Source organism: Pseudomonas syringae pv. coryli str. NCPPB 4273 (assembly GCF_000972175.1).
Classification (GTDB): domain Bacteria; phylum Pseudomonadota; class Gammaproteobacteria; order Pseudomonadales; family Pseudomonadaceae; genus Aquipseudomonas; species Aquipseudomonas syringae.
This window is the reverse complement of sequence record NZ_AWQP01000004.1, coordinates 235671-255354: the sequence shown is the minus strand read 5'-3', so window position 1 is coordinate 255354 and position 19684 is coordinate 235671. Positions and strand designations below refer to the sequence as shown.

Sequence of the window (19684 nt, the reverse complement as noted above, 5' to 3'; positions counted from 1 at the left end):
CGCTCTCATAGTGACCACGTGCGTGCAGCGGGCAACGCCTTGCCGGACAACTGGCCCAATGCCGCAAGGTCCTGTTCGGCGTGGCTCTGACGCAGGAAAACCGGCAGGTCGGTGATCAGCCGGGCAAAGTGCGGGTCCTTGCAATAGGGACCGGCCCCGACGGCACGACCCACATGCTGAATCACCAGGTCGGCGGCTTGTTCGACATAAGCACGGCAACGTCTGGCAAGCATCTCGGCATTCTCGGCTGGCGCCTGATCGAGGTGCGCGGCAGCGGCGCGCAACACATCGATTGCGGCATGCAGTGCGACGTCCGCAGCGCCAAGGTGCGCAAGGGCGTGCGGCTCTTCGCGCTTGCCGACATGGGCCAGCAGGCGCTGCGCGATGGCGCGTGATGCGCCGTACCAGCAGGCCGCAATGCCGATGCCGCCCTGCCAGAAGCCGGGTCTGTCGAGATAGCCACCCGGCGCCCCGATTGCCTGACCGATGGCGTTGTCGAACACCACGTCGATGCTGCCGGTCGCACCCATGCCCACTGCGCGCCAACCGTCGCCGGTCATGTGTACGCCGGGCTGGTTAAGGCGTACCGCGACCAGCTGCTGCCGATGTTCGGCGTCCCATGCCGTGATCAATGCATGGCTCAACGCCGAAGCGCCTGAGCACCATGCCTTGCGGCCGTGCAGGCGAAGTGCATCGCCTGTGCCGCTGATATTCACCCGTGCCTGCGGCGGCTCTGCCGCCCACATGCCCCAGGTGCTGAATTGTTCGGGGGGCGGGGCACCCAGTTCCGCCATGATCGCCAAGGCGTCTGTGTGCCCCTCGTACAACTTGCACAACCCCAGGTCGTGGCCTGCAACGCAGGCCAGCGCCCGCCAGCGCTCAATTGTCTGACCGCGGGCAGGCAGGGGAAGCTGATCCAGACCTTCATTGACCAATGCCTGCAAGCACTCGCCCAGCGCACGCGTATCGGCATAACCGTGCTTGCGCCAGTCGAGAAACTCACTCAAGGCATCAATCATTGCTGGTCTTCACGCTTCAGTTCGAACAGCAGCAGCGAACGCGGCGTTACGGTGTATTGCGAACCGAACGCGAAGTGCTCCTTGCTGCGTGCATCATCCTGATTGGTGTCGATCAGGCACTCGTAATGGGTACCTTCAGGCACTTCCGGCAGGGTGAAGTTGACGCCGTCATGATGCGCGTTGACCACCAGCAGCAGCGTGGCGTCGGCACCCGCGCGGCGGATACCGGTTTCCTGTGCGCGACCATCCATCAGCATGCCCAGGCAACGGCCATTGGCATCGTGCCACTGCTCGACGCTCATCTCGTTGCCATCCGGAGCGAGCCAAGTGACGTCCTTGACGCCGATCTCTTCGTTATAGTCGCCTACCAGGAAGCGGCTGCGACGCAGGATCGGATAGGTCTGACGCAGCTTGATCACGCGGGTGACGAACTTGAGCAGCGCTTCGCCATCTTCGTCCAGATCCCAGTTGATCCAGCCAATCTCGCTGTCCTGGCAGTAGGCATTGTTGTTGCCGTGCTGAGTACGCGCGAACTCATCGCCCGCCACAATCATCGGCGTGCCTTGTGCCAGCAGCAGGGTGGCGAACAAGTTGCGCATCTGGCGCAGACGCAGGCTGTTGATTTCCGGATCTTCGGTCGGACCTTCAACGCCGTGGTTCCAGGACAGGTTGTTGTTGCTGCCGTCCTGGTTGTTTTCGTCGTTGGCTTCGTTGTGCTTGTCGTTGTACGACACCAGGTCGTGCAGCGTGAAGCCATCGTGCGCGGTGATGAAGTTCACGGACGCCTGCGGACGACGGCCGCGCTGGTTGAACATGTTGCCGGACGCGGTCATGCGCGCAGCGAAGTCAGCCAGTTGAGCTTCGTCGCCTTTCCAGAAGGCACGAACCGTGTCGCGGAACTTGTCGTTCCATTCCATCCAGCCTGGTGGGAAACCGCCCACCTGGTAGCCGCCCGGACCGCAGTCCCATGGCTCGGCGACCAGTTTGACCTGACGCAGCACCGGGTCCTGACGGCAGGCGACCAGGAAGCTGTGGCGCTCGTCGAAACCGTCGTGGTAGCGGCCCAGAATGGTCGCCAGGTCGAAGCGGAAGCCGTCGACGTGCATTTCCGAAGCCCAGTAACGCAGGGAGTCGGTGACCATTTGCAATACGCAAGGGTGGCTCAGGTCGAGGGTGTTGCCGGTGCCCGAGTCGTTGATGTAGTAGCGCTTGTCGTCCGGCATCAGGCGGTAGTACGAGGCGTTGTCGATACCGCGCATCGACAGGGTAGGGCCCAGCTCATTGCCTTCGGCGGTGTGGTTGTAGACCACATCGAGGATGACCTCGAGACCGGCGTGGTGCAGATGCGCAACCATTTCCTTGAATTCGGCAATCTTGCCGCTCGCCAGGTAACGCGGGTCCGGGGCGAAGAACGCGATGCTGTTGTAGCCCCAATAGTTGGTCATGCCCTTTTGCAGCAAATGCTGGTCGTTGACGAAGGCATGAATCGGCAGCAGCTCGACGGAGGTCACACCCAGCTTGCGAATGTGCTCGACGACCGGCGCTGATCCGAGACCGGCGAACGTGCCGCGCAGCTCTTCGGCCACCTCAGGGTGACGCATGGTGATGCCGCGTACGTGGGTTTCGTAGAAAATCGTCTTGTCCCAAGGCGTACCGACGCGCTGATCACGACCCCAGGTATAGGCCTCGTCGATCACTTTGCTTTTCGGTACGAAAGGGGCGCTGTCGCGTTCGTCGAAGCTCAGGTCGCCATCAGGATGGCCGATGGTGTAACCGAACAGTGCTTCCGACCACTTCAGTTCGCCGACCAGTTGCTTGGCGTACGGGTCGATCAGCAGCTTGTTGTGGTTGAAACGATGACCATTCTTTGGATCGTAAGGACCGTATACACGATAGCCATAGATCTGGCCCGGGTGCGCGTCCGGCAGGTAGCCGTGGTAAATCTCGTCGGTGTATTCCGGAAGTTCGATGCGTTCCAGTTCGATTTCGCCAGTGGAGTCGAACAGGCACAGCTCTACCTTGGTGGCGTTGGCCGAGAACAGGGCGAAGTTGACGCCCAGGCCATCCCAGCTTGCACCGAGAGGAAAGGGAAGTCCTTCACGAATGCGAGACGGGATACTGCCAGGGTTGTCTAGCGGGGCTGAATCATCTTCTGCCGGTGTAGTGGACTTCGTATTCATGATGACTTCCTGACGTCGAATGATTTTCTGAGCGGCCAAGGCCGCTATCGAAGCCGCAGGCTCCGATACTGACGATAATGTAAGGGGGTGTAGCAGGCCTCATCTCTGGTCAGAGCGAGACCTGCAATAACTGACCGGTGCGCGGCCAGAAGAGTTTCAAGAATTCGACGGCTTGCGTGGCTTCTTCGGAGCAGGTTTGGCAGGCGCCTCTTTGGCAGGAGCGTCGGTTGCAGCGGCTGCAGCGGGCTTGGCCTTGGGCGCAGGTTTTGCAGCCGCCTTGGGAGCAGGCTTGGGCTTGGCTTCACCAGCAGGCTTTGGCGCAGGCGCCGATTTTGCGGCCGGCTTGGCTGCGCCCTTGGCAGGCGCCTTGGCGCTGTCTACCTCAGGCAGCTTGGGCTTGGTCGATTTGCGCACACTGGACTTGTTCGGCGCCAGCGCTTCGGCCTCGGCCAGCTTGCGCGCCATTTCCCAGTGACGCTCATCGTGACCGGAAGGTTTACCCTCCGATTCCCAGATTTGGTAAGCAAAGTCGCGAATTCTTTTTTCGTCGGCACTCATCTTGAGACTCCCAGCTATTACATAGTTTGAATAAGCAGATTGACGGAAAATCTTTCAAGCGCTGCACTGAGCGGTACTTCCCGATCACTCGTCACGACAACGTCAGAAAAGAGTCCCTTCCAGTCAGAACCGGAGTCGGCAAACGGCAACATGATCCGTGTGTCGCCCCAATTGGCAGCATTAATCAATGGAGTTTGCGCAGTACCCAATAGTTCACTGCATGTGCGTGGTACTACGATGATAGCGCGCACTCCTTGCGTCTCCCGGGCAAAGGCCATCACCTGCTCGGCGTGGCTGCCCTTTATGTCCAGAGGTTGATAACTGCCCTCGCTGAACAGTCCCGGATGTTCGGCGCGCAGGTTCAAGACCTTCGCGATCAGCGCCTGCTTGATGCGCCCGTCCTTCCAGTCAGTCAGCAGCTCGGTAACGCTTGCGTATTCGGCCAGGGCCTGTTTCCGTGCAGCGTAGTCAACCGGGCGGCGGTTGTCCGGGTCCACCAGGCTGAAATCCCAGAACTCGGTGCCCTGATACAAATCGGGAACACCGGGTACGCTCAAGCGTAGCAAGGTTTGCGCCAGACTGTTGAGCGCGCCAGCGGTGGCAATACGGTTGGCTGTCGCACTGAGGGATTGACGCAGCGCCAGGGCTTCCGGTGCCAGTAGCAAACGCTCGAGAAATTCGCGGCAAGCGGTTTCGTAGGGCTGATTCGGTGCGCTCCAGCTACTTTGCAGCTTGGCTTCGCGCAGGGCTTTCTCCTGCCACTGGACCATGCGCTTCGCGTATTCCTGGTGAGCTTGTTCGCCCTCCAGGCTCAACGGCCAGCTGCCCAGCAAGGCCTGATAAAGCATCAGCTCGTCGCCGGCACTGATCGTCGGCTCGTCACCTTTGAGCGGCATTGCCAGCTGTCTCCAGCGCTCCACCTGTTCGGCGTACCACGGGGCGCATTCACTCAGGACCGCGAGGCGCGTACGCGTATCTTCGCCACGCTTGTGATCGTGCGTTGCGGTGGTCAGCAAATTGTCTGGAAACTTCTCCAGACGCTGCAGGCAAACCTGATGGAAGTCCGCTACCGGCGCACTGAAGTGCTGCGGATGGAAACCCACATCGTTGCGCGAGAGCAGCACGGCAGAGCGGTAGAACGAGGTGTCTTCGACCGACTTGGCGGCAACCGGGGAGGTCAGTTGCTGGAAGCGTACGCAGGCATTCTTGTAAAGCTTGCGCAGCGGCCCGCGCGGCAGTTTGCGCCACGGTTCGCCACCCAGCCAGCGTGCCAGGTAATCCAGCACCGGCCAGTCGCCTTCGTTAAGCGTCGCACGCGCGCCTTCCATGGCCTGCTGGAAATACTTGTCGTCTTGCGCCGAGCGGCCGCACACCGAGATATAGGTGCGATAGATCGGGAAGTTGACGATCAGCGCGAGCAGGGCACGGCGAATCGCACCCAGGGTCAGGTCGCGGCTCATCAGGTCGCTGCGAGCAACCTGCAACAACGATTGAGCGACGTTCTCGAAATCGCCCGCCAGGGTGCCGTGCAGGACCAGATCGCGGGCCACCAGTACTTCCTGATCGAAGTCGGCGGTACGTTCTGTCAGGCGGCTCCACAGCTCACCCAGAGGCTCTTCGCCCTTGGGGTCGTGTTGCAGCAATGACACCTGATTCATGAACTCGTAACCGGTCGTGCCGTCAACGCTCCAGTCTTCACGCAGCGGCTCGTCGGGGCCGAGGATTTTCTCGACGAAGATCGGCAGATGATCGATCTGCGCGTGCTCGGGGCGCAGTTTGAGCAGGCTTTTGACCCGGCGATGCAACTTGCGACCGTAGCCGCGCGGATCAGCCAGGCCATCGATATGGTCGATACGCAGCCCGTCGACCAGACCATCGGCGATCAGCTGGAATATCTTGCCGTGGGTGGCTTCGAACACCTGTGGCCGCTCGACACGCAGGCCACCCAGCTCGTTGATGTCGAAGAAACGCCGCCAGTTGATGTCATCGCCAGCGGTGCGCCAACTGGCCAGACGATAGTGCTGACGCTCCAGCAACTGGTGCAGGCGCTGAAAGCCTTGCGGTTTGCTCGAATCGAAATGCGCGAGGATCTGCTCGATACCCTTGAGCACCTGCGGGTCCTTGGCCAGCTCGGCTAACTCGGCCTTGGCCTGGCGTGCGCGCTCATAGGCCTGCGGGAATTGCGCCAGTGCGCTGAAACGCTGGGCCATGTCCTTCAGTTGCGGCTGATCCACGGCCGCCAACAGCGAGTCGTAAGTCAGTGGGCAGATCGGAAAGTGATGCTGATAGTGCTCGATGTAGAACGCGCCATGCTCGGCATCGAAGCGCAGCGGAATTTCACCGGCCTGCAATACCGTGCCGTAATCGCTGCTCAGGAACGGCAGCAACAGCTGGCCTTCCAGCAGCGGGTCCGGCGAATTCCACTGAATGTCGAAGAACTCTGCATACGGGCTGCGACGGCCCCATTCCAGCAGGTCCAGCCACCACGGATTGTCGGCACCGCCGACCGCCATGTGGTTGGACACGATATCGAGAATCAGGCCCATGCCGTGCTCGCGCAAGGTCTCGACCAGGCGCAGCAGGCCAGGTTCGCCGCCCAGTTCCGGGTTGATAACTGTCGGGTCGACCACGTCATAGCCGTGCATCGAGCCGGCACGGGCCTTGAGCAGCGGTGACGCGTAGACGTGGCTGATACCCAGGCTGGCGAAGTAGGGCACCAGTGGCACGGCGTCGTCGAGGGTGAAGTCCTTGTGGAATTGCAGGCGCTGGGTGGCGCGCAAAGGCTGTAATGGACGGGTCATTGATCACGCTCCGTAGCCTGCAGCCGGGATCGGGAAAGCAATTCCAGTCGTCGAGCAGCATTCGGGTTATCAAGCAGAGAGGCCGCATCGCCGGGAAGACGTCTGCGCCAGTTGGGGTGACTGTCAATGGTGCCGGGCAGGTTGGCCTGCTCTTCGACACCCAGCGCGTCTTCTATCGGCAGCAAGACCAATGGCGCACGTGTATGGCCAAGGTAGCTGATACTCGCGTCGATGATCTGCGCCGGGTCTTCAGTACCGGAGGGCATACTGTCGATGTTCTGACTCAAGGCACGCCGCAGGCTTTCATATTCCCGCGTGCGCTCTTCGCGCCACTGCGATTCATGCTGATCGTCAATGTGACCGAGGCGCGCGTTCCACTCGATATCCAGTTCGCTTAGCCAGCCTGCGAGGGTAGGCAGGTCGTGGGTACTGGTGGTCGCCAACGCTTGATCGGACCAGTCGAGAATCGGTTTGAACTGACCGTTGTTCTGTTCGAACAGCAGTACGCGCATGCCAAGAATCGCCCTGGCACTGAGTTTTTCGCTCAGGCCTTCAGGCACCGTACCAAGGTCTTCACCCAGCACGATTGCCTTGTGCCGCCAGGATTCCAGGCTCAGCAGGCGAAGCATGTCGTCCAGCGGGAAATTCAGATACGCGCCTTCGCTGGGAGGCGCCCCCTGCGGGATGACCCACAGGCGCTGCAAGCCCATGACATGGTCGATACGCAACCCGCCGGCATGGGCGAAGTTGGCCCGCAGCATCTCTATGAACGCGCGAAAGCCATTACGTTTGAGGCCGTCCGGTGAAAAGGCGGAAATCCCCCAGCTCTGGCCGGCACGGTTGAGAATGTCAGGAGGCGCGCCGACGGTCAGGGCCGACAGCAACTCGTCCTGGCGACTCCAGGCCTGGCTTCCGGCGCCATCGGCACCCACTGCCAGGTCAGCGATCAGGCCGACGCGCATGCCGCTGCTGCGTGCTGCAACCTGTGCACGCTCCAGACCACGGGCTATCAGCCATTGGGCGAACGCATGAAAACTGATTTGCTCGCGATGGCTTTTGGCAAATTCGGCGACGGCGTCGCCGCGAGGGTCTTTGAACTGCTCAGGCCATTCATGCCAATTGCTGCCGATGTTCAGCGTTTCTGACTCGGCACACAGCGCTTCGAAGCGGCAGTGATTTTCCAGCGCTTCGCCACCGCTGTGGCGGAAGCTGTTGAAGTCTTCGTGCAGCGGGTGATCACCCGCACTGAAGCCTGCATAAAGCGCGTGCAGCGCTTTCCATTTGGCGTTGGCCGCGGCTGGCCAGTCGATCAAAGTCTGTGCTTCAAGGCGCTTCATCTCGTCGCCGACGCGCGCGTCTTCGATGGCCTGACGCCACGCACTTTCACCGAGAATCGCACCCGGCGATGCGTACAGGCTGTTGAGGAACAGCCTGCTGGAAGGTGAATAAGGGCTGTAACGGTGAGGGTCGTTGGCGAACATGGCGTGGATCGGGCTGATGCCTAGCGCGTCGGCCCCTCGCTCGCCAGCCGAGCGCAAGACCTTCTCCAGTGCCTCGGTGTCACCAAAACCGCCATCACCTTCACGCCGCAAGCTGTAAAGCTGAGCGGTCAGGCCCCAGCCGTGCGGCTTCGAGGTCTCGGTGGCCATTGCCATGCTGAAGCAGGTTTTCGGCGCGACCGCGATGGTCAGGTGCTGGCCGGCAATTTCCAGCTGCTGGTAGCCCGGCGGGGCCAGCGCCGGAAGCTCTGCGTTCGAGGTCAGCCTGGCATCCAGTGAAGAGCCGTCTTCGAGGTGTAGCGTGAACGGCGTTTGTGGCGCGAACCACTGCGACAGGTCCAGATTGCTTTCCACATCGACCGTCAGCAGTGGCGGGGCAGTGGTGCCGTGACTGGCTTTTTGCAGGCGCAGCAGGCTGGCATCGATAGCCTCGCCGTTTTCAGCAGGATAGCCCAGCGCCTCCAATACCTTGCGCAGCACATCAGGGCTGACGGTCTGTGGTCGAGCGTTGGCATCGACCCAGTGCACCGACAAGCCTGCCTCGGTCGCAAGCCTCTCCAATTGCTCATTGTTCATCCTGTTCCTCCAGAACATCACTTGCTGTCAGGCTGACAATGGCCGTGTAAGCATTGAGGATGCCGCGTGGGGAAAGTTCGGACGATTTCTCGGCGCTGGAGAATATCTCGCGGGCGCCCGTTTGTGGCGGTGCGTCAACCGCGTGCTCGCTTAGATTGAGGTCAATACGCAGCTCGCTGCCATCACCCAGTGTCCAGCGTGCACTGACCGCCTTGTCGCCGAGAATATCGGTCTTCAGGAAGCGTGCGCCCTGCAGGCGCGGCATGATTTCCTGGTGCCGCAAGGCCAGCAACTGCGTGTAGAACTCCAGCCAGCTGCGATGATCGAGGCCTGTGTCGGTGTCGAGATCGACCGCGGCAAACGCCGGGCGTGACGCTTCGAAAGTCTTGATGTCGTTTGGATCAGGAATGTGCTCGCGCTTTTCCGGATCGGCGAATGCGGCGAAATCAGCAAACTCCTTGCGACGTCCTTCACGTACCGCATCGGCCAGCTCGCCGTGGTGGCTGGTGAAGAACAGAAACGGTTCGCTGGCCGCCCATTCATCGCCCATGAACATCAGCGGGATCATCGGTGAAAGCAGCAGCAGGGCAGTGGCGGCTTTCAATGCCGCAGGCGCGCAGAGTTGCGGCAGGCGTTCACCGAGGGCGCGGTTGCCGATCTGATCGTGGTTCTGCAGAAACAACACAAAAGCCGACGGCGACAGGTGCGCGCTGGGCTCGCCTCGCGTGTGCCCGTGACGCGTCGGTTCGCCTTGATAGACAAACCCTTCGCTGAGCAGGCGCGCAAGCTTTTGCGTGGGCTCTTTGGCGAAGTCGGAATAGTAGGCGTCGGTTTCACCGGTCAACAGCACGTGGAGGGTGTTGTGCCCGTCGTCGTCCCATTGAGCATCGAAGCCCTTTTCCAGAAGACCGGCCTGGTTGAACTCATTCTCAAGGTTCAGCCACACTTGGCGGCCTGGTTCAATGCGGCCACGAACCCGCTCTGCGAACTCCGGCAGGAAGGTCTCGTCGCGAATGGCATGAACAGCGTCCATGCGCAGGCCGTCGAAGCGGTACTCGAGCAGCCACATCAGGGCGTTATCGACAAAAAAGTCGCGCACTTGCGGGCGTCTGAAGTCGATCGCATCGCCCCATGGGGTGTGCAGGTCGCTGCGGAAAAACTCCTTGGCGTAACTGCCCAGGTAGTTGCCGTCCGGACCGAAGTGGTTGTACACCACATCGAGAATCACCATCAGGCCAAGACCGTGGGCGGTGTCGATCAGCTGCTTGAGCTGTTCCGGCGTGCCGTAGGAGGATTGCGGAGCGTAATGCAGAACGCCATCGTAGCCCCAGTTGCGATCACCGGGGAACTGCGCGAGCGGCATCAGTTCGATTGCGGTCACGCCCAGTTTGGCGAGTCGCGGCAGGTGCTTTTCCACGCCAGCGTAGCCACCCATGGCGCCCACGTGCAGTTCGTAGATAACCGCTTCATGCCAGGGACGCCCGTTCCACGCAGTGTTTTGCCATGAATAAGCGTCAGGGTCGACGACGAGGCTTTCAGAGTGAACGTCATCGACTTGCGCGCGGGAAGCGGGGTCAGGAACGTCCAGCTCGTGGTCGATCCTGAAGCGGTAGCGAGTACCCGCCTTGCAGCGGGCCTCGAGGACGAACCAGCCGTCGGACTGAGGCAGCATGGCCAGTGACTGGCCATCCTGCAGTTCGACATTTACGAAGGAGGCATCCGGTGCCCAGAGGGCAAACCGGGTGTGTTCAGGGTCCAACAAAACGGCGCCGTGGCGCCAGTTATCGTCTGTACGCAGGGGCATCCATTAAATCCTTAACCTAGTAGTTGCTGGAAATACTCACGTTTTTCTTCAACAGATCGCGATAGAGATCTGCGTAGGGCTCTACCGCCTGATGCCAGTTGAAGGGAGCCGCCATTGCGCGGCAGCGCATGGCGTTGAGCAGCTCCGGATGGGCGAAGACCTGAAAGGTGCGATTCAGGGCCTCGGTGTAGCTTTCGACCGTCGACTCGTTGAACAGGAAGCCGGTAACGCCGTCTTCGATCGTATCTGCCAGGCCACCGGTATTGCGGGCGACAGGCAGCGAGCCGAAGCGTTGCGCGTACATCTGGCTCAGCCCGCAAGGTTCATAGCGGGAAGGCATCAACAGGAAATCGCTGCCGGCGAACATGCGTCGTGCATCTGTTTCGTTGAAGCCGATGCGCACGCCGATGCGGCCTGGGAAACGTTCCGCCAACTCGCGCATGGCCTGTTCTTCCTCGGGCTCGCCGCGGCCGATGATTGCGATCTGTCCGCCATTGTTGACGATGTGTTCGGCAACGCCGATCGTCAGGTCCAGGCCTTTCTGATACACAAGGCGCGACACCACCGCGAACAGCGGCCCGGTGGAAGCATCCAGCTCGAACAGTTCACGCACGTAGTCAGCGTTGATTTCCTTGCGCGTCCACTCGTTGGGCGCAAAGTGGCAAATCAAGTGTTCGTCAGTGGCCGCATCCCAGCTTTCGTCAATGCCGTTGGGGATGCCGCTGAGCTGGCCCTTGTTGGCCTTGCTTTGCAGAAAACCCTCAAGGCCGCAGCCGAACTCCGGCGTGGTGATTTCCCGAGCGTAGGTGGCGCTGACGGTGGTGATGTGGCTGGCGAAGGCCATGCCTGCCTTGATGAACGACAGCTGACCGTAGAACTCCATGCCTTCAGGGGTAATGGCGGAGTCCGGGATGCCCAGCTCACGGCTTGAGGCAGTGCTGACCGTGCCCTGATAGGCGAGGTTGTGAACAGTGAAGATGCTTGGCGTGGACTGCCCGCGCCAGCGCATGTATGCAGGCGCCAGCCCGGCTGGCCAGTCATGGGCATGAACCAGCTCGGGGCACCACTGGCTCTTGACTTCGCCAGCGGCGAACTCGGCGGCTGCCAGGCCCAGACGGGCGAAGCGAATATGGTTATCGGACCAGTCGCGGCCATTACTGTCGGCGTAAGGGGTGCCTTCGCGCTCGTAAAGTTCCGGGCAGATCAGTACGTAGATCACCAGACCGTCTTTCATGTCCATGCGACCCACCTTGCAAGGCGGCAGCGCTGCATGCCCGCCCAGCTGGCTGATGATATGGATCGGATTACCGCTGTTGATGACCTGCGGATAACCTGGAATCAGTACGCGAACGTCGTGCAGGTGGCGCATGGCTCGCGGCAGTGCGGCAGACACATCGCCCAGCCCGCCGGTTTTCACCAGATCGGCCAGTTCGGAGGTCACGAACAACACTTTGCGTCTATTGACCTGAGACATGGTCGGCTGAGGCTGAACAGTCGACGTTGGCATTTGCAGCACAGGAACGCTCTTGTTAGAGAACACCGGCAGATGAGTCAGCTCGCCGACAGGCTGGTTAAAACTCTCTCCCTTCTGGGTTTTCACAGCGGCGCTAATCATCAATTTTTCCCCTTAAAACAGTCTTGGTGCATCACTTGATTTTTATTGGCCATTTCCTATGGCCGGGTACACATACGTGCACTACGCAAGATCGATACCCGTTTGGACCATGCATAGTGACAAAGCGGTGTGATGTCGCCATTACCGGATGTCAGCCAATAGCATAGATGCTCTAATCAGCTGACCCGGCGGTTTTGGAGAAGTTTCGACTTTTTTATTTGCGGATGTCTGGCATGGGCTTCGACGCGCCACATGATGACAGGCTGCAGGTGGCAGCCCGGTTGTCGCTGCGCTTTTTCAAGGCTTTTTTCTGCGTCCGGAGGGAGCATTACCGGCCGTCGGATCGTTGGACAATCCAGTCCAGGCGCTTGGTTTTCATCACTAAATCCCGTTGGTACCAGATCGTGACGAGCCGTAACGGTGCATAACGCCTTTTCCGGAGGCGTGCAGCGGTCAATCTGCGGGCGCTACGAGAAAATCCTTACATCTGCGTTGGAACATTTTGGCGCAGGGCAGGATAGAATCGGGCCACAAGCCCCGGCCTTGATACTGGCCTGAGGCATTACCCTTTGACTGATTTCACTGAATCACTCTGATTGAATTGACGAGGATGGAAATGGAAGCCCCCGAGGTACTGGTACTGCAAGCGAGTTACACCAATCCTGTGCATGCAGACGCGATAGGGTTTGTTTTGAATGAGTATTCGATGGATGCCATGGGGACAGGGCGGCCTCTGTCGAGCGATACCCGTCAGCAGTTGGCAATCGAACTCGCAAAGCGTCCGTATGCGTTCAGCGTGCTGGCATTCATCTCGGGAGAGCCGGTAGGACTGGTCAATTGCTTCGAGGGGTTTTCAACCTTTGCCTGTCGTCCGTTGGTCAATATTCATGACGTCGCAGTGCTTTCGCAACACCGTGGCCTCGGTATCAGCCAGAAAATGCTGCTCAAGGTCGAAGAGATTGCGCGCCAGCGTGGCTGCTGCAAGCTGACGCTTGAGGTTCTGGAGGGCAACGAGGTTGCACAAGGGGCCTACAGAAAGCTCGGTTTTGACAATTATCAGTTGAGCCCTGAAATGGGGCGTGCCATGTTCTGGCAGAAGCCGCTGTAGAGGACCTGTTCGCCAAACGTCTTTTTTGATCGTTCAGGTGCAAGCCGGGCTGAGCGGACGACGGAACAGATGGCGGGATCAGCAGAGGGGGGCAGGTCAGGTGGGCAAGCCGGATTATCGGTCTTGCCCTGAGGCGTTTTGAAGAATGATACAGTTGCGGTCAGGCCTGAAGCATCTTACCGGGGGCGGATAACTGCGATTGCTGCAGTATCGAGCTCAAATGAGCCACTTTTTTCTGCAACTGCTCGCGCTCTTCTTTTAATGTGCGCAGTTCGTCACGACGGATAGTGACATACAGGGTTTGTGGTGCAAGTGCTGGTAGTACAGTGCCCATTGCTCACCTCGCAAATGGCGGATTCAACCTCAGAGAGGTCCGTGGCAATGACTTTCAATCCCTGACCGCCGCTGCTTACCCTCTCTATCGGCACCGATTCTGATTTCTTTTGCATGATTTTGGAACTTTTTTATTTTTAATTGTCGCGAATGTCTCTTAATCGCGACAAAATGCACCACAGGAGGGCGCTCGCGTCTTCATCTTCTCGCAAGGGAACCGACGTTCCGCCTCGCTTGACTAAACAGCATGCTCGCAAACCGTCGATGCGCTGGACGGCAATCGAGGCACCTTTTTACGATTTAAGGAGCACCTTCATGCAACTTGGGATTATTGGACTGGGCCGCATGGGCGGCAACATCGCACGCCGTCTGATGCTGAATGGTCATACGACTGTGGTGTACGACCGTGATGAAGCATCGCGCAACGCCCTGGCCAATGACGGTTCGACTGCGGTCGCAGATCTGAAGGAACTGGTCAGCACGCTCGCCAAGCCCCGTGCTGTCTGGGTAATGCTCCCGGCCGGTGCGCCGACCGAAGACACCATCCAGACCCTCAGTGAGTTGCTTGACGCCGATGACGTGATCATCGACGGCGGTAATACGTTCTACAAGGACGATATCCGTCGCGCCCAGGAACTGACCGCGAAGGGCCTGCATTATGTCGATGTCGGCACGTCAGGCGGCGTCTGGGGCCTCGAGCGCGGCTACTGCATGATGATCGGAGGCGAGGCCGCCGTTGTCGAGCGCCTCGATCCGCTGTTCGCGACACTGGCTCCGGGTCTTGGCTCGATCGAGCGCACCCGTGACCGCACCTCGACCGACGATCGCGCCGAACGTGGCTATATCCACTCCGGCCCTGCGGGCTCCGGGCATTTCGTGAAGATGATCCATAACGGCATCGAATACGGAATGATGCAGGCCTTCGCCGAGGGCTTCGATCTTCTCAAGCAGAAAAACTCCGAACTCCTGCCGCCTGAACAGCGTTTCGACCTGAACACGGCGGATATTGCCGAAGTCTGGCGTCGTGGCAGTGTGGTGTCGTCCTGGCTGCTGGACCTGACCGCCGACGCCCTGGCCACCGACCCGCACCTGGATGCGTTCTCCGGTTCGGTTGCCGACAGCGGCGAAGGTCGCTGGACCATCGAAGCGGCCATCGAGCAGGCGGTACCGGTTCCTGTGCTGTCCAGCGCCCTCTTTGCGCGTTTCCGTTCCCGCCAGACAAGCTCGTATGCAGACAAGATGCTGTCCGCCATGCGCTTTGGATTTGGTGGCCACAAGGAACCCAAGTAATGGGCCTGTCGCGTGGCAGTGCCGAGCAAAAAACCGAGGTAGCCCCATCCACGACCCTGTTTCTGTTCGGTGCCCATGGAGACCTGGTCAAGCGCCTGTTGATGCCGGCGCTTTACAACCTGTCACGCGACGGTCTGGTGGATGAAGGGCTGCATATCGTCGGCGTCGATCACAATGCGATCAGCGATGCCGACTTTGCGAAAAAGCTCGAGAACTTCATTCGTGATGAAGCCGCCGGCAAGGTTGCCGGCGGCGGCAAGGATCCGCTCGATCCTGCGCTGTGGAGCAAGCTGGCCGAGCGCATCAGTTATGTGCAGGGCGACTTCCTCGACGATTCCACCTATCAGGACATCGCCAGCAAGATCGAGAGCACCGGTACCGCAAACGCGGTGTTCTATCTGGCCACCGCGCCGCGATTTTTCAGTGAGGTCGCCCAGCGGCTGGGCTCGTCAGGTTTGTTGCAGGAAACCGAAGACGGCTTCCGTCGTGTCGTGATCGAGAAGCCGTTCGGCTCCGATCTGGCCAGTGCGGTGGAGCTCAATGGCTGTCTGCTGAAAGTCATGAGCGAGAAGCAGATTTACCGGATCGACCATTACCTGGGCAAGGAGACGGTGCAGAACATCCTGGTCAGCCGTTTCTCCAATGGCCTGTTCGAGTCGTTCTGGAACAATCACTACATCGATCACGTACAGATCACGGCGGCGGAAACCGTAGGCGTGGAAACCCGTGGCAGCTTTTACGAGCATACCGGTGCCTTGCGCGACATGGTCCCCAACCATCTGTTCCAGCTGCTGGCGATGGTGGCGATGGAGCCACCTGCCGCTTTCGGCGCCGATGCCGTTCGCGGTGAGAAAGCCAAGGTGGTCGGCGCGATCCGGCCGTGGAGCCAGGAGGAAGCCCTGGCCAATTCGGTGCGTGGCCAGTATGCGAAGGGCGTGATGGGCGACAAGGAGGTCGTCGGTTATCGCCAGGAAGATCGCGTGGAGCCGGACAGCAGCACCGAGACCTACGTTGCGCTCAAGGTAATGGTCGACAACTGGCGTTGGGTGGGGGTGCCGTTCTACCTGCGCACCGGTAAGCGCATGAGCGCTCGCAGCACAGAAATCGCCATCTGCTTCAAGCCTGCTCCTTACGCGCAGTTCCGCGATACCGAAGTCGACCGGCTCAAGCCCAACTACCTGCGGATCCAGATCCAGCCCAACGAAGGCATGTGGTTCGACCTGTTTGCCAAGCGTCCGGGCCCGAGACTGGAAATGGAAGATATCGCGTTGGGCTTCGCCTACAAGGACTTCTTCGAGATGCAGCCCTCCACCGGGTACGAAACCCTCATTTATGACTGCCTGACCGGTGATCAGACGCTCTTCCAGCGGGCCGACAACATCGAGAACGGCTGGCGTGCCGTGCAGCCGTTTCTCGACGCCTGGGCCGCACAGCCGGAAGTTCAGCTTTACGAGGCTGGCAAGGATGGCCCGCAAGCGGGTGAAGAGCTGCTGAGTCGTGACGGTCGGGAATGGAGAGAATTGAATGTCTGAACTGCCTGTACAGTTCCTGTTGTCCGACATCGACGGCACGTTACTGCGCCGTGATCACAGCCTTAGCCAAGCCAATATCGACGCGATCAAGCGCCTGCGTAAGGCCGGCGTTCACTTCACGCTGGCCAGCAGTCGACCGCCCAGGGCCATGCGCCAGGTGATCGAGGCGCTGGATGTCGACCTGCCCACCGTGGCATTCAATGGCGGCACCATCACTCATCCCGATGGCAGCCTGCTGGTGGCTCATCGCATTGACCCGCGCGCCGTTCGCATCTGTCTGGAGCTGTTTGCCGGGCAGAACGTTGCCATCTGGGTGTTTGCCGATGATCAGTGGCTGCTGATCGATCCCGACGCCGATTACGTCGATCATGAGCTCGATGCACTGGGCTATGACTATGTTCAGGTCGAGAGTTTCGAGCCGTATCTGGATCGCGTCGACAAGATCGTCGCGGCCAGCGGTGATTTCGAGTTGCTCAAGACCCTTGAGGCGCAGCTCAATCCGCAGATCGAAGGGCTCGCGCTGGCGGCCCGTTCGCAAAAATACTACCTGGATGTGACTGCGCTGGAGGCCAACAAGGGTTCCGCTCTGGTCGCGCTGGCGGACTATCTGGGCGTCGACCTGTCGCGTACGGCGGCCATAGGCGACGGCGGTAACGACGTGGCGATGTTCCATAAGGCAGGGTTGTCGATTGCCATGGGGCAGGGCGAGCAGACAGTCAAGGGACAGGCTGACCATGTTACTGATAGCAATGAGCAGGACGGAGTGGCCAACGCCATTGAGCGTTACATCCTGAACGCCTGATCGAGCTGCATACCCACGTTAACGAATCATCATCACGACGGGCATTTCTGAATGGCTGCACTGATCGAAGACTACGCATTGCTGGGCAACTGCGAGACGGCGGCGCTGGTCGCCCGTGATGGTTCGCTGGACTGGCTGTGTTTCCCTCGCTTCGACTCGACGGCCTGTTTCGCCGCGCTGCTGGGCGGTGATGAGCACGGCCGCTGGAAGATCGCGCCAACTGCCGAGGTTATCGCGGTCGAGCGCCGCTATCGCGACGGCACCCTGATTCTCGAAACGGTTTTCGAAACCCGTGACGGTCGCGCCATGCTGGTCGATTTCATGCCCATGAAGACCTCCGGCCACGTGGTGCGCATGGTGGTCGGGCTGTCCGGTCAGGTCGAATTCGCTGTGGACCTCGCCATCCGTTTCGATTACGGCAGCAGTGTGCCCTGGGTCGAGCGAAAGGATGCTCATACGCTGACGGCAGTGGCCGGGCCGGAAATGCTGGTTTTGCGCAGCCCTGTCGCCCTGCACCCACAGGATCATCACACCGTCAGCCGTTTTCACGTTGATGAAGGCGAGCGCAAGGTCTTCACGCTGGCCTATCAGGCATCCTTTTCGCCCTTGCTTGACCAGATCGATGCCGACCTGGCCTTGGAGAGCACCGCAGCCTATTGGCGCGAATTTTCTGATCGCTGCCCTGACGTCGGGCCGTGGACGGCGCAGGTAAAGCGCTCGCTGATTACGCTCAAAGCCATGACCTACGCGCCCACCGGCGGCATTGTCGCCGCCGTGACCACCTCATTGCCCGAGCAGTTGGGCGGCGAGCGCAATTGGGATTACCGCTATTGCTGGCTGCGTGACGCCACCATGACCCTTCTGGCATTCATGAATCTGGGCTATTTCGAGGAAGCCCAGGCCTGGCGGGACTGGCTGTTGCGCTCGGTTGCCGGTAACCCGGAACAGATCCAGATCATGTACGGCGTAGGCGGCGAGCGGCGTTTGCAGGAGTACGAGCTGCCCTGGCTAAGTGGCTACGAGAACTCGCTGCCGGTGCGTGTCGGTAATGGTGCGGCGACGCAGGTTCAGCTGGACGTCTACGGGGAGGTGGCCGATGCGCTGATCCAGGCGCTGCGCGGCGGTATGGCGCAGCATCCGCGCAGCGTGGCGATTTCCAAGGTGGTCATGCCTTATCTGGAGAAGATCTGGCACCTGCCGGATGCGGGCATCTGGGAGATACGCTCCGAGCCGCGTCACTTTACACATTCGAAAGTCATGGCCTGGGTGGCCTTTGACCGTAACGCCACGCAGATTGCCCAGGCTGCCGAGAGCGATGAGGATCGTGCGCTGGCAGTGCACTATCGGAAAGTGGCGGACGAGATCCATGCCGATGTCTGTCGCCACGGTTTCGATGCCCAGCTTGGCAGCTTCGTGCAGACTTATGGCTCGACAGAGGTGGACGCCAGCCTGCTGCAGATTGTGCTGACCGGTTTTCTTGCGCCTGAAGACCCGCGAGTTATCGGTACCGTAGCGCAGATCGAGCGCACGCTGATGCAGGATGGTCTGCTGCTGCGCTACGACAACGAGCGCAGTGTTGATGGCGTTGCCGGTCGTGAAGGGACGTTTCTGGTCTGTTCGTTCTGGCTGGCCGATGCCTATGTCTTGCTGGGCCGGGCCGATGATGCCGCGCGGCTGTTCGAACGGTTGGTGGGTCTTTGCAATGACGTTGGCCTGCTGGCCGAGCAGTACGATCCGAAGGGCGGGCGCATGCTGGGCAATTTCCCGCAGGCATTCAGCCACATCGGCATCATCAATACGGCACTCAACCTGCACCGGGCGGTATGTCCGGCGCTGGCCAGGACTTCCGGCGCGCTTGAAGAGGCCTGATCAGCTGTCGCGGCCAGCCTTGCGAAAGGTCAGGTTGATCCGTTGCTCACCCAGTTGCGGATGCTCGGCCTGCTTGATGGGCAAAATGCCGTGGAAGCGCAACCTGTCCTCTCCACCCCAGACCACCACGTCGCCATGAAACAGGGAGATACGTTGAGTCTTGTCGCTGCGCAGCAAGCCGCCGAACTGAAATATCGCCGGTATGCCCAGTGATACCGACACCACTGGCCAGCGATGGTCGTGTTCGTTTCGGTCCTGATGCAGGGACATCTTGGCGCCCGGGATATAGCGATTGATCAGACAGGCGTCAGGCACGAACCCGACATAGCCGGCTGCGAGTGCGGCGTCCTGCGCCAGTTGCATGAAGGCATCCGGCATCGCCGGCCAGGCCTGTCCTGTTTGTGGGTCGGTTGCGCTGTACCGGTAACCGTGACGATCGGTTATCCAGCCCAGTTGTCCGCAACTGCTCAGCGCTGCAGACATGCTCAGCCCGCTGGGCGTCTGCATGTGCCGGAACGGGGAAAGGCCCAGTGTTTGTTCAAGGGCGGGCAGCAGCTGCGCCATGGTGCTCAGCGCAAAGCCTCTGAACAGCCATGACCCAGGCCCGATCCGCTCATCGCTTCGAGGCTGGGCCGTCTGGTCTGCGAACAGGTCCAGCGTGGCGGGAGTGTCACCTTTGCGTTGCATGATCGGATCGA

General features: G+C 60.2%; 14 protein-coding genes. 5 read left to right on the top strand and 9 right to left on the bottom strand.

The features are described from left to right. Nucleotides 1–5 precede the first annotated feature (5 nt). The 7 genes from P406_RS02985 to glgA form a co-directional block, all read right to left on the bottom strand. Entirely contained in the window at nucleotides 6–1019 is a 1014-nt protein-coding gene (locus P406_RS02985) for an acyl-CoA dehydrogenase family protein (RefSeq protein ID WP_046235291.1), read from the bottom strand. Continuing rightward, nucleotides 1016–3199 carry a glycogen debranching protein GlgX gene (gene glgX, locus P406_RS02980; protein ID WP_046235290.1) on the bottom strand — a complete coding sequence of 728 codons (2184 nt, stop codon included), beginning with the start codon at nucleotides 3197–3199 and terminating at the stop codon, nucleotides 1016–1018. The genes P406_RS02985 and glgX overlap by 4 nt, the downstream gene beginning before the upstream one ends. Before the next feature lie 156 nt (nucleotides 3200–3355). Next, nucleotides 3356–3757 (bottom strand): DUF2934 domain-containing protein, encoded by a 402-nt coding sequence (locus tag P406_RS02975; protein WP_003364488.1) that lies wholly within the window; start codon nucleotides 3755–3757, stop codon nucleotides 3356–3358. A 17-nt stretch (nucleotides 3758–3774) separates the two neighbouring features. Further along, entirely contained in the window at nucleotides 3775–6558 is a 2784-nt protein-coding gene (locus tag P406_RS02970) for a malto-oligosyltrehalose synthase (RefSeq protein ID WP_046235289.1), read from the bottom strand. Next, nucleotides 6555–8633, bottom strand: coding sequence for a 4-alpha-glucanotransferase (malQ, locus tag P406_RS02965; RefSeq protein WP_046235288.1), 2079 nt, complete (start codon nucleotides 8631–8633; stop codon nucleotides 6555–6557). The genes P406_RS02970 and malQ overlap by 4 nt, the downstream gene beginning before the upstream one ends. After that, nucleotides 8623–10437 (bottom strand): malto-oligosyltrehalose trehalohydrolase, encoded by a 1815-nt coding sequence (gene treZ / locus P406_RS02960; protein WP_046235287.1) that lies wholly within the window; start codon nucleotides 10435–10437, stop codon nucleotides 8623–8625. Before treZ ends, malQ begins: the two co-directional genes overlap by 11 nt. A 16-nt stretch (nucleotides 10438–10453) precedes the next feature. Next, nucleotides 10454–12052, bottom strand: a complete 1599-nt coding sequence (gene glgA / locus P406_RS02955; protein WP_003411269.1) for a glycogen synthase GlgA — start codon at nucleotides 12050–12052, stop codon at nucleotides 10454–10456. A 616-nt stretch (nucleotides 12053–12668) separates the two neighbouring features. Here glgA and P406_RS02950 point away from each other — a divergent pair. Further along, a complete protein-coding gene (locus tag P406_RS02950) occupies nucleotides 12669–13160 on the top strand; it encodes a GNAT family N-acetyltransferase (protein ID WP_032703004.1) in 492 nt (163 codons plus the stop codon). Nucleotides 13161–13320: 160 nt separating this feature from the next. Here P406_RS02950 and P406_RS26745 read toward each other — a convergent pair whose 3' ends face one another. Next, complete coding sequence (locus tag P406_RS26745) at nucleotides 13321–13494, bottom strand: DUF6026 family protein (protein WP_032698693.1); 174 nt, start codon at nucleotides 13492–13494, stop codon at nucleotides 13321–13323. A gap of 314 nt (nucleotides 13495–13808) precedes the next feature. On the opposite strand from P406_RS26745, the gene gnd reads away from it, so the two are divergent. From gnd to P406_RS02930, 4 genes are read left to right on the top strand one after another with little or no spacing between them, the layout of a single operon-like run. Beyond that, nucleotides 13809–14783, top strand: a complete 975-nt coding sequence (gene gnd / locus P406_RS02945; protein WP_003417306.1) for a phosphogluconate dehydrogenase (NAD(+)-dependent, decarboxylating) — start codon at nucleotides 13809–13811, stop codon at nucleotides 14781–14783. Next, the gene (gene zwf / locus P406_RS02940) at nucleotides 14783–16315 is read left to right on the top strand and encodes a glucose-6-phosphate dehydrogenase (RefSeq protein WP_046235286.1); all 1533 of its coding nucleotides are present in this window, start codon (nucleotides 14783–14785) and stop codon (nucleotides 16313–16315) included. Before gnd ends, zwf begins: the two co-directional genes overlap by 1 nt. Continuing rightward, on the top strand, nucleotides 16308–17117 hold the full coding sequence (locus P406_RS02935; protein ID WP_046235285.1) for a Cof-type HAD-IIB family hydrolase: 810 nt from the start codon (nucleotides 16308–16310) through the stop codon (nucleotides 17115–17117). The genes zwf and P406_RS02935 overlap by 8 nt, the downstream gene beginning before the upstream one ends. A gap of 51 nt (nucleotides 17118–17168) precedes the next feature. Next, nucleotides 17169–18986 (top strand): glycoside hydrolase family 15 protein, encoded by a 1818-nt coding sequence (locus P406_RS02930; RefSeq protein ID WP_046235284.1) that lies wholly within the window; start codon nucleotides 17169–17171, stop codon nucleotides 18984–18986. Here P406_RS02930 and alkB read toward each other — a convergent pair whose 3' ends face one another. Beyond that, complete coding sequence (gene alkB, locus P406_RS02925; protein ID WP_003411258.1) at nucleotides 18987–19673, bottom strand: DNA oxidative demethylase AlkB; 687 nt, start codon at nucleotides 19671–19673, stop codon at nucleotides 18987–18989. Nucleotides 19674–19684: the final 11 nt, after the last annotated feature.

Bases quoted from the DNA above. Each gene is read 5' to 3' on its own strand.
- P406_RS02985 (WP_046235291.1), bottom strand. From the start codon at position 1,019: ATGATTGATGCCTTGAGTGAGTTTCTCGACTGGCGCAAGCACGGTTAT.
- glgX (WP_046235290.1), bottom strand. From the start codon at position 3,199: ATGAATACGAAGTCCACTACACCGGCAGAAGATGATTCAGCCCCGCTA.
- P406_RS02975 (WP_003364488.1), bottom strand. From the start codon at position 3,757: ATGAGTGCCGACGAAAAAAGAATTCGCGACTTTGCTTACCAAATCTGG.
- P406_RS02970 (WP_046235289.1), bottom strand. From the start codon at position 6,558: ATGACCCGTCCATTACAGCCTTTGCGCGCCACCCAGCGCCTGCAATTC.
- malQ (WP_046235288.1), bottom strand. From the start codon at position 8,633: ATGAACAATGAGCAATTGGAGAGGCTTGCGACCGAGGCAGGCTTGTCG.
- treZ (WP_046235287.1), bottom strand. From the start codon at position 10,437: ATGCCCCTGCGTACAGACGATAACTGGCGCCACGGCGCCGTTTTGTTG.
- glgA (WP_003411269.1), bottom strand. From the start codon at position 12,052: ATGATTAGCGCCGCTGTGAAAACCCAGAAGGGAGAGAGTTTTAACCAG.
- P406_RS02950 (WP_032703004.1), top strand. From the start codon at position 12,669: ATGGAAGCCCCCGAGGTACTGGTACTGCAAGCGAGTTACACCAATCCT.
- P406_RS26745 (WP_032698693.1), bottom strand. From the start codon at position 13,494: ATGGGCACTGTACTACCAGCACTTGCACCACAAACCCTGTATGTCACT.
- gnd (WP_003417306.1), top strand. From the start codon at position 13,809: ATGCAACTTGGGATTATTGGACTGGGCCGCATGGGCGGCAACATCGCA.
- zwf (WP_046235286.1), top strand. From the start codon at position 14,783: ATGGGCCTGTCGCGTGGCAGTGCCGAGCAAAAAACCGAGGTAGCCCCA.
- P406_RS02935 (WP_046235285.1), top strand. From the start codon at position 16,308: ATGTCTGAACTGCCTGTACAGTTCCTGTTGTCCGACATCGACGGCACG.
- P406_RS02930 (WP_046235284.1), top strand. From the start codon at position 17,169: ATGGCTGCACTGATCGAAGACTACGCATTGCTGGGCAACTGCGAGACG.
- alkB (WP_003411258.1), bottom strand. From the start codon at position 19,673: ATGCAACGCAAAGGTGACACTCCCGCCACGCTGGACCTGTTCGCAGAC.